General features: G+C 68.6%; 12 protein-coding genes. 5 read left to right on the top strand and 7 right to left on the bottom strand.

The window, feature by feature from the left end:
- Position 1 precedes the first annotated feature (1 nt).
- Both H0B43_RS10380 and trmB read right to left on the bottom strand, forming a co-directional pair.
- Complete coding sequence (locus H0B43_RS10380; protein ID WP_185727997.1) at positions 2-733, bottom strand: NYN domain-containing protein; 732 nt, start codon at positions 731-733, stop codon at positions 2-4.
- A complete protein-coding gene (trmB, locus tag H0B43_RS10375) occupies positions 730-1,506 on the bottom strand; it encodes a tRNA (guanosine(46)-N7)-methyltransferase TrmB (RefSeq protein ID WP_185727998.1) in 777 nt (258 codons plus the stop codon). Before trmB ends, H0B43_RS10380 begins: the two co-directional genes overlap by 4 nt.
- A 122-nt stretch (positions 1,507-1,628) precedes the next feature.
- Between trmB and H0B43_RS10370 the strand changes: the two genes are divergently transcribed.
- The 5 genes from H0B43_RS10370 to H0B43_RS10350 all read left to right on the top strand — a co-directional run bounded on the left by H0B43_RS10370 (position 1,629) and on the right by H0B43_RS10350 (position 7,116).
- Positions 1,629-2,501: a hypothetical protein gene (locus tag H0B43_RS10370; RefSeq protein WP_185727999.1), complete on the top strand. Its 873-nt coding sequence runs from the start codon at positions 1,629-1,631 to the stop codon at positions 2,499-2,501.
- Positions 2,468-3,946 carry a hypothetical protein gene (locus tag H0B43_RS10365; protein WP_312037616.1) on the top strand — a complete coding sequence of 493 codons (1,479 nt, stop codon included), beginning with the start codon at positions 2,468-2,470 and terminating at the stop codon, positions 3,944-3,946. The genes H0B43_RS10370 and H0B43_RS10365 overlap by 34 nt, the downstream gene beginning before the upstream one ends.
- A gap of 104 nt (positions 3,947-4,050) precedes the next feature.
- Positions 4,051-4,362: a DUF6802 family protein gene (locus tag H0B43_RS10360; protein WP_185728001.1), complete on the top strand. Its 312-nt coding sequence runs from the start codon at positions 4,051-4,053 to the stop codon at positions 4,360-4,362.
- A gap of 273 nt (positions 4,363-4,635) precedes the next feature.
- A complete protein-coding gene (locus H0B43_RS10355) occupies positions 4,636-6,465 on the top strand; it encodes a phosphoenolpyruvate carboxykinase (GTP) (RefSeq protein ID WP_185728002.1) in 1,830 nt (609 codons plus the stop codon).
- Between the two features lie 150 nt (positions 6,466-6,615).
- Positions 6,616-7,116, top strand: a complete 501-nt coding sequence (locus tag H0B43_RS10350) for a hypothetical protein (RefSeq protein ID WP_252189825.1) — start codon at positions 6,616-6,618, stop codon at positions 7,114-7,116.
- A 25-nt stretch (positions 7,117-7,141) separates the two neighbouring features.
- On the opposite strand, the gene H0B43_RS10345 is transcribed toward H0B43_RS10350, so the two are convergent.
- The 5 genes from H0B43_RS10345 to H0B43_RS10325 form a co-directional block, all read right to left on the bottom strand.
- Entirely contained in the window at positions 7,142-8,101 is a 960-nt protein-coding gene (locus H0B43_RS10345) for a cation diffusion facilitator family transporter (RefSeq protein ID WP_185728003.1), read from the bottom strand.
- Positions 8,102-8,174: 73 nt separating this feature from the next.
- Positions 8,175-9,623: an aldehyde dehydrogenase gene (locus tag H0B43_RS10340; RefSeq protein ID WP_185728004.1), complete on the bottom strand. Its 1,449-nt coding sequence runs from the start codon at positions 9,621-9,623 to the stop codon at positions 8,175-8,177.
- A 28-nt stretch (positions 9,624-9,651) separates the two neighbouring features.
- Positions 9,652-10,797, bottom strand: a complete 1,146-nt coding sequence (locus tag H0B43_RS10335; RefSeq protein ID WP_185728005.1) for a hypothetical protein — start codon at positions 10,795-10,797, stop codon at positions 9,652-9,654.
- Positions 10,794-11,963 carry a phosphotransferase family protein gene (locus H0B43_RS10330; protein WP_185728006.1) on the bottom strand — a complete coding sequence of 390 codons (1,170 nt, stop codon included), beginning with the start codon at positions 11,961-11,963 and terminating at the stop codon, positions 10,794-10,796. Before H0B43_RS10330 ends, H0B43_RS10335 begins: the two co-directional genes overlap by 4 nt.
- 80 nt (positions 11,964-12,043) lie before the next feature.
- Positions 12,044-12,931, bottom strand: coding sequence for an ROK family protein (locus tag H0B43_RS10325; protein WP_185728007.1), 888 nt, complete (start codon positions 12,929-12,931; stop codon positions 12,044-12,046).
- Position 12,932 lies beyond the last annotated feature (1 nt).

Here is a 12,932-nt window from a genome sequence, read left to right as displayed (position 1 = left end):
CCTACTCGGCAGCACTCTTCCGCCCGACGAGCAGGGCGGAAAGCGGTCGGAACGGCTGCAACCAGGCACCCTCGTCGGGCAGTGTGTCGAGGCTGACCCGAGGGAGCGGCTCCCGGAACACGCCGGGGATGTCCTCGAGATCGACGAAGTCCAGAAGATCGGACGCAACCGCCCAGCTGGCGTGCTCGCGGAACCCGAGTATCTGGACCGGAATGCCGGTCGCGGCGATGTCCTCCAACGGTTCGCGAAACGCTTGACCGTCGGCGGAGGCGACCATGACACCGGCCAGCCCCTCACCATGGCGAAGCGCGATGTGGTCCAGCATGTCGGAATCGACGTCGCTGTCCTCATCGACCTTCGGCTTGGCGAACACCGCGAAGCCCACATTACGCAAGGCTTCGACCCACGGTCTCACGACATCGGCGCTGCCAGCCGCGATGTTGGTGAAGACCGTCGCCTCGGGTTCGAGTGTGTCGGTGCCGGATGCGGACAGTTCCGCGGTCCGGGAGAGCAGCCAGCGGCCGAGTGCGTCGAATCGTGGCCGGTAGGCGGCCGTGGGCCGGCCGCCGAGGATGGCACCGAGTCCCATGTCGAGGTTGGGTGCGTCCCAGACGAGAAGAACTCGCTTCTGGTGACGTCCGTCACGTGCGCCCGCCGCGGGAGATCCTGACGACACCGCGGCGCCTGCCGGGGCGGCGCCGGCCATGTCGGAGTACTGCTCGCTGACACTCATGGCCTGATCTTCCCCCAAATCAACTCGGTGATCGCACTGCCGACCTGGTGGGCCTTGTCCTCGAACTTCGTCACCGGACGTTCGTGCGTCATCGGCGATTCCCAGTCGAGGGAGGTCAGGAGGGGTTCTGCGTTGCCCGCCTCGGCGATGGCCTCGGCGTACTCGGCGTGGTCTGTTGCGACATGCAACACACCGCCTGCCTTGAGCCTGCTCGCGATCAGGGCGAAGGTAGGGGCCTGCAGCAGGCGCCGCTTGTGGTGGCGGGCCTTCGGCCACGGGTCCGGGAAGAAGACACGGACACCGGTGAGCGATTCCGGTTCGATCATGTTCTCGAGGACGTCCATGGCGTCGCCGCGCAGGACCCGGATGTTCGGGATCTCGTCCCGCTCGATCTGCTGAAGCAACTGCGCGAGCCCCGGCCGGTAGACCTCGACGGCCATGAGATTCACGTGCGGTTCGGCCTTCGCCATCGCCGCGGTCGCGGTGCCAGTTCCCGAGCCGATCTCGAGGATCAGGGGCGCGTCGCGGCCGAACCAGGACGCCGCATCCAGGCGATCGTCGGAGACGTCCGCGCCGATCTTCGGCCACTGCCGGTCCCAGGACTCCTGCTGGGCGGCGGTCAGAGCGCCCCTGCGCGAGCGAAAACTTGTCACCCTCGGGTGGAGACGCGACCCCTTCGAGTCCTTCGTCTGCCCCTCCTCGGGGACGGCGGGTGCATCCTGATCAGCGTGGTTCACCGGACCATTGTCACGCATGAGGGGCGTTTCCGGCATACGGGTCTGAAGTTCACGTTGAGACTTTTTCCGTAATCCGGTGCTCAGCCTGCACGGTTGCCCACGCCGATTCGGTCGGGGTCTGACAGAATCGGCGCGGTACGAAGGGGGGTGACTGCGTCATGGGCACAGCGGATGCCGGGGGCGGGAAACTGGCGGAACTGGCCGGGGACGTCGCGTCGCGAGACCGGACGGCCGGTGATCGCGTGCGCGAGGCCGTGGCCGCGTTCCGAGCGCCGATTCGCGTCCAGACCGCCGGTCGAGCGGGTGTGGGCCGGTCCACGGTGGCCGCGGCGCTGACCGCGGGCACGATCCCGGGAGTCGTCGTGGAGGAGACGGATCCCGTCGACGTGCCCGGTGCGCCCGACCCCGTTCTCGACGCGGATGTGGTGGTGTACGTCGTCGTCGAAACGGTGCGCGACGCCGATCGGGACGCGGTGCGGCCGCTGGATCCGGCGCAGACCTTCTTCGTTCTCAACAAATCGGACACGGTGGGCGAGTCGCGGGCCCCGGCCGACGCGTGGGCGGCCGCGACCGCCCGTGCCGCCGAGTGTGCGACCGAGAGCGGCCTTCCTGCTCTGCCCCTGATCGGGACGCTCGCGACCGCGGGCGATCCGAACAGCGGAATCGACGCGGTGTCGGCCGCCGTCGCCGACCGGGCCGCACGAACCCGGGCGCGCCGGGCGGACACACTGCTGACGTCGCTGCGGTCGCTGGCGGCACGCAGCGCGGCGGCTCGGGACGTGCTGGAGGCGTATCTCGCCGACGACGACGCCGTCGCACTCGCGGCCGTCGCGGCCCGGCTCCACCTGGACGACTGCGCCGCGGAGGCGCCGGAGCCGCCGCGAAATGCCGAGGACGCCGGGAGATGCGCGGACTGGTGGCGCGCACAACAGGCCCTGCAGCCGACGGCCCGCGGGCGCCGGGCCGCCGTCGACGTGCGGCGGCACTACGTGCGCGTGTGGCAACAGCTGAGCGGCAGTCGCGGCGCGTGACCGCGCACCAGTTGTCGGATCTGCCTGCCGAGACGGTCGACGTCGTCACGCGGTGGAATCCGGACGCCGCCGCTCGGCTGCGGTCCGGTGCTGCACCGGGGCGCGGTGTCTTCGTGGCCGGACCGCGCCGGGCCGGGAAGTCGACGCTCGTGCGTGGGCTCCGCGCGCTCGATCGGTCGGCCCTCGCGTTCGTGGACGATCCGGTCGACGCCCTCGTCGTCCTGATGGTGCTCGACGCCGCGGCGCCGCTCGGCCGCGAGGAGCTGTCTGCCCTCGATGTCGTCGCGCGCCCCGCCGGTCCCGTGGTGTTCGCACTCACCAAGACCGACGTCCACCGGGACTGGGCGCGGGTGAGCGAACGCAACCGGACGCTGCTCGCCGCTCACTCGCCGCGATTCGCCGACTCGACCATCCACCCCGTGGCGGTCGGCGGGTCCGGGGTCGAGGCCGTGTTCGCGGCACTCCTGTCCGCCGCTCGCGACGACACGCGTGACAGCCGTTCCCCCGTCGAGACCGCGCTCGAGCAGACCCGGCGCATGATCGTCACCACCGCGCGGTCCGTGCGGGACTCCGAGCCCGGCGCGGAACTGCGCGCCGAGCGGGTGCGCTCGCTCGCGCAGCGTGACGGCGGGCGCACCGAACGGGTCGCGCAGTTGCGCGGGCAGGTCCAGCTCGCGAAGGTCGAGTTGATGCACGAGGTGGCGTCGCAGGTTCGTACGGTGGGAACGACCGTGCGCGCCGAGATCGATCGCGCCGGGCGTGGAACCCTCGCCGGGTATCCGGACCGGCTGACCGACATCGTGCGCGAGCGGAGCGGCGCGGTCGACGCCGCGGTGACCGCGCGCCTCGACACCCTGACATCCCGCCTGGGGGTCACCGGATCGACACCCGCGACCGACGTTCCGCTGCCGGACCCCGCCGCGCCGGACGGGCCCGAACCGCGGCACCGCGGACTCGAGGACCGGATGACGGTGCTGATCGGCGCGTCCGCGGGGCTGGGTCTCGGCAGGCTGGTGGTCTCGCCATTGTCGATGGTGCCCGTCCTCGACATCGCGACCATCCCGCTCACCCTGGCGCTGGGCGCGGTCGCGGCGTGGTGGCTGACGCGGGCACGCGGGCAGGTCGCCGAGCGTGCCCACGTGCGGCAGTGGGCCACCGACGCGCTGGTCCACGTGCGGTCGCAGTGGGAGCAGTTCGCCCTCGGCCGACTGCTCGCAGCGGAGACCCGGGTGAGTGAGGCGATCATCGCCGAGAGCCGGGTCTGCGTCGGGAAGGTGGACGAGCGGGTCGCGCAGATCGACGCCGAACTCCGTCGGGTCGTCGCGCGACGCTCCGGGCAGCTGTCCTCCTGTGAACGCGACCTCGCGGCGGTCGACCGCGGACTGCAGGAGGTCCGCCGCCGTGTGGGGGAACCGAAACGAACCGTCGAACGTCTGAATACATAGGTACCGACCGATGTTCGCCCGATTTCCTGTGGGATCGTGTTGAATCATCTTGATATGTCTTGATTCGTGCGTGAAAATCGCTCGAAATGTGAAGGGGGACCGCGGTGGCGACGACGGAGAGTTTTCTCATCCCGGACGTGCCGGACGTCGATCCGAGCACTTTCGGCCACGATTCCGGGGCGGTCACCCTCACCGACCCGACCCATGACATCGACGGAGACGGGGTCCTGGACACCCAGACCTTCGAGGCCGGCGACGCGGTCGTCATCGCCTCTGACCTCGACTCGGACGGCGACGCAGACCATCTGACGCTGATCCACGACGACGGCGCCTATGCGTCGTGGGAGTTTCACCGCGACGGCGACGGCGTCGTGCACTGGCAGCAGACCGATGGCGGGACTCTCGGTAACGGCTGAACGCCTCCGAAATTCGCACTCCAGACCCGGAAAGGCCCCTGGCAACGCTACTGAATCGTTCTTGTGACCATTCCAACCGCACCCGATTCCCCGTGATGGGACTCGCGGCGTTAACCTCTAGGGATAGGACACCCGGCGCCCGCGTCTTCCATGTGGCATGGACGGCCTGGCTGGACCCCGCCGAGAGGGGAAATCGGACCGTCTGGCACTCGCTGTGAGGTTCTCTCAGCGGACGGCAGATGGTCCGGTTCCGGCTCACCCCAGGAGAGTTTGATGACCTCAGCGACCATTCCCGGTCTGAACGGAACTGACGGCACGCCCCCCACGGAGCACAGTGAGCTGCTCGCCTGGGTTCGAGAGGTTGCCGAACTCACTCAGCCGGAACGGGTCGTCTTCGCAGACGGCTCGGACGCCGAATGGGATCGACTGACCGAGCAGCTCGTCGAGGCGGGCACGTTCACCCGCCTCAACGACGAGAAGAAGCCGAATTCGTTCGTCGGCAACTCCGACCCGTCGGATGTCGCCCGCGTCGAGTCGCGCACCTACATCTGCTCGCGTGAGGAGATCGACGCCGGGCCCACCAACAACTGGATGGACCCGACCGAGATGCGGTCGCTCATGACCGACCTCTACCGCGGCAGCATGCGCGGACGCACCATGTACGTGGTGCCGTTCTGCATGGGACCGCTCGGCGCCGACGACCCGAAGCTGGGTGTCGAGATCACCGACTCCGAGTACGTCGTCGTGTCGATGCGCATCATGACGCGCATGGGTACGGCCGCCATGGAGAAACTCGGCACCGACAAGCCGTTCGTGAAGGCGCTGCACTCGGTCGGCGCACCGCTCGAAGAGGGTCAGGCCGACGTCCCGTGGCCGTGCAACGACACCAAGTACATCACCCACTTCCCCGAGGACCGCGAGATCTGGAGCTACGGTTCCGGCTACGGCGGAAACGCTCTGCTCGGTAAGAAGTGCTACTCGCTGCGCATCGCGTCGGCGATGGCCCACGACGAGGGCTGGCTCGCCGAGCACATGCTGATCCTCAAGCTGATCTCCCCGGAGGACAAGCCGTACTACATCGCGGCCGCGTTCCCGAGCGCCTGCGGCAAGACCAACCTCGCGATGATCCAGCCGACCATCCCCGGATGGCGTGCCGAGACCCTCGGCGACGACATCGCGTGGATGCGGTTCGGTGAGGACGGTCGCCTGTACGCCGTCAACCCGGAGTACGGATTCTTCGGCGTCGCGCCGGGCACCAACTACGGCTCGAACCCGAACGCGATGAAGACGCTCGAGGCGGGCAACTCGCTGTACACGAACGTCGCGCAGACCGACGACGGCGATGTGTGGTGGGAGGGTCTCGAAGGGGACCCGCAGCACCTCGTCGACTGGAGGGGCAACGAGTGGACGCCCGACTCCGACCAGAAGGCCGCGCACCCCAACTCGCGCTACTGCACCCCGATGTCGCAGTGCCCGATCCTCGCCCCCGAGTGGGACGACCCGCAGGGTGTGCCGATCTCCGCGATCCTGTTCGGCGGACGCCGTAAGACGACGGTCCCGCTGGTCAGCGAGTCCTTCGACTGGCAGCACGGCACGTTCCTCGGTGCCACGCTGTCGTCCGAGCAGACCGCGGCCGCCGAGGGTGCCGTCGGCACCGTCCGCCGCGACCCGATGGCCATGATCCCGTTCATCGGCTACAACGCCGGCGACTACCTGAACCATTGGATCAACCTCGGCAAGCACGCGGATTCCGAGAAGCTGCCGAAGATTTTCTACGTCAACTGGTTCCGTCGCGGTGACGACGGCCGCTTCCTGTGGCCCGGTTTCGGCGAGAACTCCCGCGTGCTGAAGTGGATCGTCGACCGCATCGAGCACAGGGCCGGCGCCGAGTCCACCCCGATCGGATTCGTTCCGACCGCAGCCGATCTCGAGCTCGGTGGCCTGGACGTCGACGCAAACGACGTCGACGAGGCGCTGAAGGTCGACGTCGACGAGTGGAGGAAGGAGCTGCCGCTCATCGAGGAGTGGTTCGAGTTCCTCGGCGAGAAGGTTCCCTCCGGCATCCGTGACGAGTTCGAGGCCCTGAAGCAGCGCCTGAGCTAGTCCCACCCCGGTGACCGAATGTCACAGTGGTTCAGTTCGACTGAACCACTGTGACATTCGTCGTTCCAGGGGACGTTCCCGAAGTAAACGCATACCATTCGGTTTGTAAAGGCCTCGATTCTCGAAGCTCGCGCGACGAAAGGATTGCAGATGCAGACAGGGACCAGCAGGGGCATGAAACGACTCGCCGGAGGTGCCGCACTCGCTGCCGCAGCCGCCGCCACCGTAGCCATGACCATGCCGGCGACGGCGTCCGCAGCGACGGAAGTCCAGCCTCCCACCGTGGTGACCGCGGCCGACGGAAACACCCTCGACATCACCGTCACCAACCCCAACGTCCTGAATCTGCTGGACGCCCAGTCCTGCGGTGCAGTGGCTTTCGACGCCACCAAGTTGCCCGCCGTGCTCGCCGATCCCACCGTGGTGCTCGAGCCGGGATTCGTCGCGTGGGCCACCAACCCGCTCGAGCGGGTCGTCGCCAACCAGGCCGGTAACGCGGTCAAGACGTTCACCACACCGGAACTCCCGGACGGCGCCTACGCGGTCATCGGCGAATGCCTGTCGCTGACGACGGTCGCGAACCCCCAGACCACGCTGCCGCAGATCGTTCTCGTCGGCGGCCCGCTGGGTGGAATGCAGTTCGGCAGCTAGACCTCGGATCGGAAGGGGCCGGCGATCACACCGTGATCGTCGGCTCGTCCTCTGTGGACAGGGTGAGAATCGCGCGGACCACACGGGAGCTCCGCTCCAGCCGGGCCTCGAGGTCGCGGAGGGTGCGGGCGACACGGGACTCCGAGTAGTCGCCGACCAGGTCGACGCTTGCCACCAGATACGCCTGCCGCGGTCCGAGATACTCCATCCGCAGGAACGTCACCCGGTCGACCTCGGGCAGCGCCACGAGCGCCTCGATGCCGGCCTGGCGCAGAGCGGGAGATGCCTCCTCGCCGAGCAGGAACCGCCGGTTGCGGTCGATCAGGATCAACGCGATGACGCCGAGCAGGATTCCGACCAGGATGGAGCCGACGGCGTCCGGGATCGCCGACCCGGTGATCTGGTGCAGGAGTACGCCCAGGAAGGCGATGCCCAAACCGATGAGCGCCGCGGCGTCCTCCGCGAACACGGCCCGGGTGGTCGGGTCCGACGTGCGGAGAGCGTGGGCCAGGACGTCGCGGTCGATGGCGATCGCCTCGGCGCGCAGCTGCCGGTACGCCTGCTGGAACGAGATGGATTCGAGGACGAACGAGACGCCGAGCACCACATACGCGACCGCGAAGTTCGTGGCCGGCTCGGCGTGCACGAGTTCCTGGATGCCGTGCGTGACGGACACTCCCGCGCCCAGGGCGAACAGCCCGAGTGCCGCAAACATCGACCAGACGTACGCCTCCCGCCCGTACCCGAGCGGATGGATGCGGTCCGGCGCGCGCTTGGCCCGGGAATTGGCGATCAAGAGCAGGATCTCGTTGCCCGAATCGGCCCACGAGTGGGCAGCCTCCGCCACCATCGACGCCGAGCCGGTGACCACGGCGGCAACGGTCTTGGCCAGTGCGATCAGGATGTTCGCGCCGAACGCGAGAACGACCGTGAGCGCACTCTCGCTTTCGGAGTCGTGGGCGGTGTCCGGAGTCGATGCGGTCACCCGATCACGCTAACCCCTGTGCGCCTTTCTGGTTGCTGCAGCAACCAGAAAGGCGCACAGGCGGCGAAGCCGCCTATGCCGTGTAGCCGGGCGGCATGAGGACGGATTTGGTCTCGCAGAAGGCCTCGAGCCCTTCCGGTCCGTTCTCGCGGCCGATGCCGGAGGCCTTGTAGCCGCCGAACGGCGATCCCGGATCGAATGCGTACCAGTTGATGGCGTAGGTGCCGGTGCGGATCTGCTTGGCGACGGCGAGTCCGTGCTCGATGTCGGTGGTGTACACCGAGCCGGCGAGTCCGTAGTCGGAGTCGTTGGCGATCTTGATCGCCTCGTCCTCGGAGTCGTAAGGGATCACGGACAGGACGGGTCCGAAGATCTCCTCGCGGGCGATGGTCATCGAGTTGTCGACGTCGGCAAAGATCGTCGGCTCCACGTACCAGCCCTTGTCGAAACCGTCTGGTCGGCCGCCGCCGAGCACCACGCGGGCGCCCTCCTCCTTGCCCTTGGCGATGTAGCCCTCGACGCGGTCGCGCTGCTTCTCCGAGATCAGCGGTCCGAGTTGCGCGGCCTGGTCGGACGGATCGCCGACGGTCATGAATCCGGCACCCGCCACCAGCGCGTCCAGGACCTCGTCGTACCGGGACCGCGGGGCGAGGATCCGGGTCTGCGCGACGCAGGCCTGGCCGGTGTTCATCAGCCCGGACATCACGAGCATCGGCATGGTGGACGGGAGGTCGGCGTCCTCGAGGATGATGGCCGCCGACTTGCCGCCCAGTTCGAGGGAGCAGCGCTTGAGGTTCTGTGCGGCGATGGCCCCGATCTTGCGGCCGACGGGACTGCTGCCGGTGAACGTGATCTTGTCGATCCCGGGATGCGACACCAGGTACTCGCCGGTCTCGGCGCCGCCGGGCAGGACGGAGATGACGCCCTCGGGGACCCCCGCCTCGGCGAAGATCTCGGCGAGAAGGTGTGTGGAGAGCGGAGATTCGGGTGCCGGCTTCAGCAGCACGGTGCAGCCGGCGAGCAGTGCCGGGGAAAGCTTGTTGACGGCGAGGAACAGCGGCACGTTCCAGGCGAGGACCGCGGCCACTACACCGACCGGCTCGCGCAGCACCTTCGTCTGGCCGAACGCGCCGGTACGGGTCTGCTCCCACTCGAACTCGTTCGCGAGACCGGCGTAGAAATTCAGGGTCGCGAGCGACGGCGTCTGCTGCATCATCCCGACCATCGCGGGCGGCTGACCCATCTCGGACGAGATCAGCGCGTTGAGGGTGTCGCCGCGCTCCTCGATGAGTTTCGCGGCCTTCGCCAGGATCTCACCGCGCTCGGCGGGTGTGGTCCGCGGCCACGGACCCTCGTCGAATGCCTGCCTGGCCGCGGCGACGGCGTCGTCGATGTCGGCCGGTGACGCGACGGGACAGCGGCCGACGCGTTCCTCGGTGGCCGGGGAGAACACGTCGAGCACCTGATCGGTGGCCGGGGCCACCCACTTGCCGCCGATGTAGAGCTTGTCGTATTCGGTCATTTGTCCATTCCTCGTGTCGTTACCCCGGTCAGGAGGCGGTGTCGGTGAAACTGTCGAATCCGTATCGTGCGTGCGGGCCGATCGCGGCCACTTCGAACAACCCCGTCCCGACGACGGTGCCGCCGCCGTCCTCGAGTCGGAAGCGGGTGAGATTGTCGACAGGACAGAACATCCGGAGCCCCGGGTCGATCTCGGAGGCGCGCTTGCGCAGTCCCTGCACCTCGAGTTCGCCCTGCCACATGCCGTGGCGCCAGTCGGCTTCGAGGCCGTACCCCGTGCCGATGCCGATGTAATTGGGCACCAGCAGTTCGCAGGTGACGGTGACGACTTCGCCGGTCGGGCGGTGGAAACTCAACGACGCCGCCGTCACGTCCCGAGTCCCCGGCTCGAACTTCAACTCGTGCTCGGGCCGGCCCAGCCATTCGGGTTCGCGGTCGGCGTCCGGCCAGATCCGGACGGCGTCCTCCACGATCCGCCGGCCGAGTTCGTCCTCTTGCAGGACGACGGAGACGGTGTAGTCCTCGAACTGCATCACCGAGTAGATCCAGAAGAAGTTCTGGATGCCGTCGACCGCCCGCCGGCCGGGTGGTTCGGACTCACCGACCGGGCGAACGCCCCACGACCGGTCGCGGTTGCCGCGCCAGGTGTCGGGGGTGACCGGGACGCTCTGCCCGTCGATCGTGAGTTCGCCTGCCCAGGTGCCGGTCTGGACGAAGCGGCTCGTGTCGAACGTGACCCGTTCGAGTTGCCTGCGGAAGTGCCGGGGCTCCAGCGTCGCGGGGATCGTGCCGTCGAAGGTGAGGTCGAAGGAGAGGTCGTAGTCACCGGGCTCGAGCACCACGCGCAGCCGTTGCAGACCCTCGAGGACCTCCACGCGGAACGGCCCGATCGAAGTGTCGGAGCGGTCGTGGCCCAGCGCCGCCGACCCGCGGACGACGATGTGATCGTCGCCCCGGCGGAGCACCGCGAACGCGTCCGTCACGCCGAGGTTCGGGTACTGCCCGAGACCGATGATGAGGAAGAGGTCGGACTCCGCCGACGGATAGCAATTGAAGTAGTAGCGGTCGTAGAAGTTCCGGTCGGATGTCGCGACGCGCCGAATGGGTTCGGCCACCTGATGAACGGGGTAGTCGTCCATCGGGGAGAGCGGGTTTCCGCTGTAGTCGGCGGTCATCGGATCTTCGCCCAGTAGGTGCCGTCGAGCATCGCCTCCAGCGAGGCGCGGTGCATGATCATGTCGTCCGGGTCCTCCGGCGCGACGGCTTGCCCGAAGTGGATGGCGCGCTCCTGGATCCGCAGCATGATGGTGGCCTGCCGGAGTGCCGCGTAGGCGGTGTAGTACTCGAGATCGCGGGGCGTGTGGCCCGTCAGTTCCTCGTAGCGGGCGGCCAGGTCGTCGAGTCGCAGGAAGTCGGGCATCCCGTCGAGTCCGGCGGCCGCCGCGATGTCCTCGAAGAACCGGTGCAGGTACGTCATCCAGCCCAGGTCGAGTTCGCGGGGCCCGAGTGCCGCCATCTCCCAGTCGAGTACGGCCACGGGCCGGAAGTCCTCGAATATCATGTTGCCGATGCGGGCGTCACCCCAGCAGAAGACGGCGGGGGAGGAGTCGTCGGGGAGGTTCTCCTCGATCCACGCGAAACCGCGTTCGATCAGCGGCGACCGCGGACCGGACCGCGTCGTCCATTCGTAGTATTCGCGTTGCTGCCGGATGTGCGCGGCGAGCGCCTCGGTGACGGTGGGGCCGGCGCCGGGCAGCCGCAGGAACGCGAACCGCTCCCACGGCCGATCGATGTCGTGCAGTTGCGCAAGCACATTCACCGCACTGTGCTGCAGCAGTGCGCGCTGCTCCTCGGTCGCCTCCGTCACCCACGACCCGAAGTTGTAGGGCATCACGTCCGGCGGGACCTGCCCCGACACGCGGGCCATGACGAAGAACGGAGCGCCGAGCGGACCGGGATCGGACTCGGACCAGTAGACGACCGGGACCGGGACGGCGGAGTGCTCCCGCACCTGTGCCATCACCTGGAACTGTCCGTCGAGGTCGTAACTGGGGAAGACGGGCATCGTCGTGTCGGCCGGTGCGACCCGGGCGACCAGCGGGTGGATCTGGCCCGACCAGGTGGCGTCGAACAGGATGGTCTCGCTCGACATGCCGTTGGCGTCGGGAAGATGGACGTGGGTGACCTCGGGTGCGGCGTCGGCGGGCAGTCGATCGGCGAGCCAGCGTTGCAGCGCGTCTCGTAACACCTCCGGATCGCGGCGGGAGTCACTGGGCCTGGCGACTTCGGACGAGTGATCGGAGTCGTCGGCGGATCGGGCAGTGCTCGTGCTCACGGTCACCTCCTCTCCTGAACGTGGTGTGACCCTGAACACTAGAACACGTTACAGAATTTCGGAACAGGTGAGGAGATCCTGCTGCGTCAGCCCTCGCCGACGGCCAGGACTCCCGCCCCGACGAGGGTTCCCGAGGCGCCGAGTTCGGCGGGAACCACCCGCAGATTCGCGACGAACGACAGCCGGGCGTGACGCTCCGCGGCCCGGCGCATCGGCTCCCACAGCGGGGGTCCGGCCTGGGCGAACCCGCCACCGATCACCGCGAGATCGACGTCGAGCAGCGCGGCGGCGGACGCGATCGCCTGCCCCAGCGCGGTCCCCGCGCGGTCGAGTGCGGCCACGGCGACGTCGTCACCGTCGGCGGCCGCCCTCGCCAGTTCGACACCCGTCGTTCCGCGCCACCCGTGGGATCGGGCCCAGCGGACGGACGACGGCCCGCTGGCCACCGTTTCGAGGCATCCGGCCCCGCCGCACGCGCAGGTTTCGGTCGCGCCGGGCACCACCATGTGACCGATGTGTCCCGCATTGCCGGTCCGGCCGGCGGCGATGCGGCCGCCGAGAACCACCCCGCCGCCGATACCGGTGGACACGACGAGACTCAACAGGTCGGGGACGCGCCGCCCGGCGCCGTGGTGGTGTTCGCCGAGTGCGGCGGCGGCGCCGTCCATGGCGAGCCGGGTTCTCGCGCCGGGGAAGAGTTGCCGCACGGCGTCGACCAGGCCGAATCCGCCCGACCACTCCTCGATGTTGATGGGGGACACGGTGCCGGCGATCGTGTCGACCGGTCCCGCGCAGGCGATGCCCACCGCCGTGATCTGCGCCGAACCCGCGACCTCGCGCAGCAGGGCGGCGCATGCGTCGGCGACGCCGGCCGCCGGCGTCGGCGTGGTGGCCGGGTGCGGCACCGTACCGTCCGCGTCGACGATCCCGGCGGCCATCTTCGTGCCGCCGATATCGAGAGCCAGCGCGACCACG

The sequence above is a fragment of the Rhodococcus sp. 4CII genome (assembly GCF_014256275.1).
Taxonomy (GTDB): domain Bacteria; phylum Actinomycetota; class Actinomycetes; order Mycobacteriales; family Mycobacteriaceae; genus Rhodococcus_F; species Rhodococcus_F wratislaviensis_A.
Note: the sequence above shows the minus strand (reverse complement) of the source record. Positions and strands in the feature narration are given on the sequence as shown.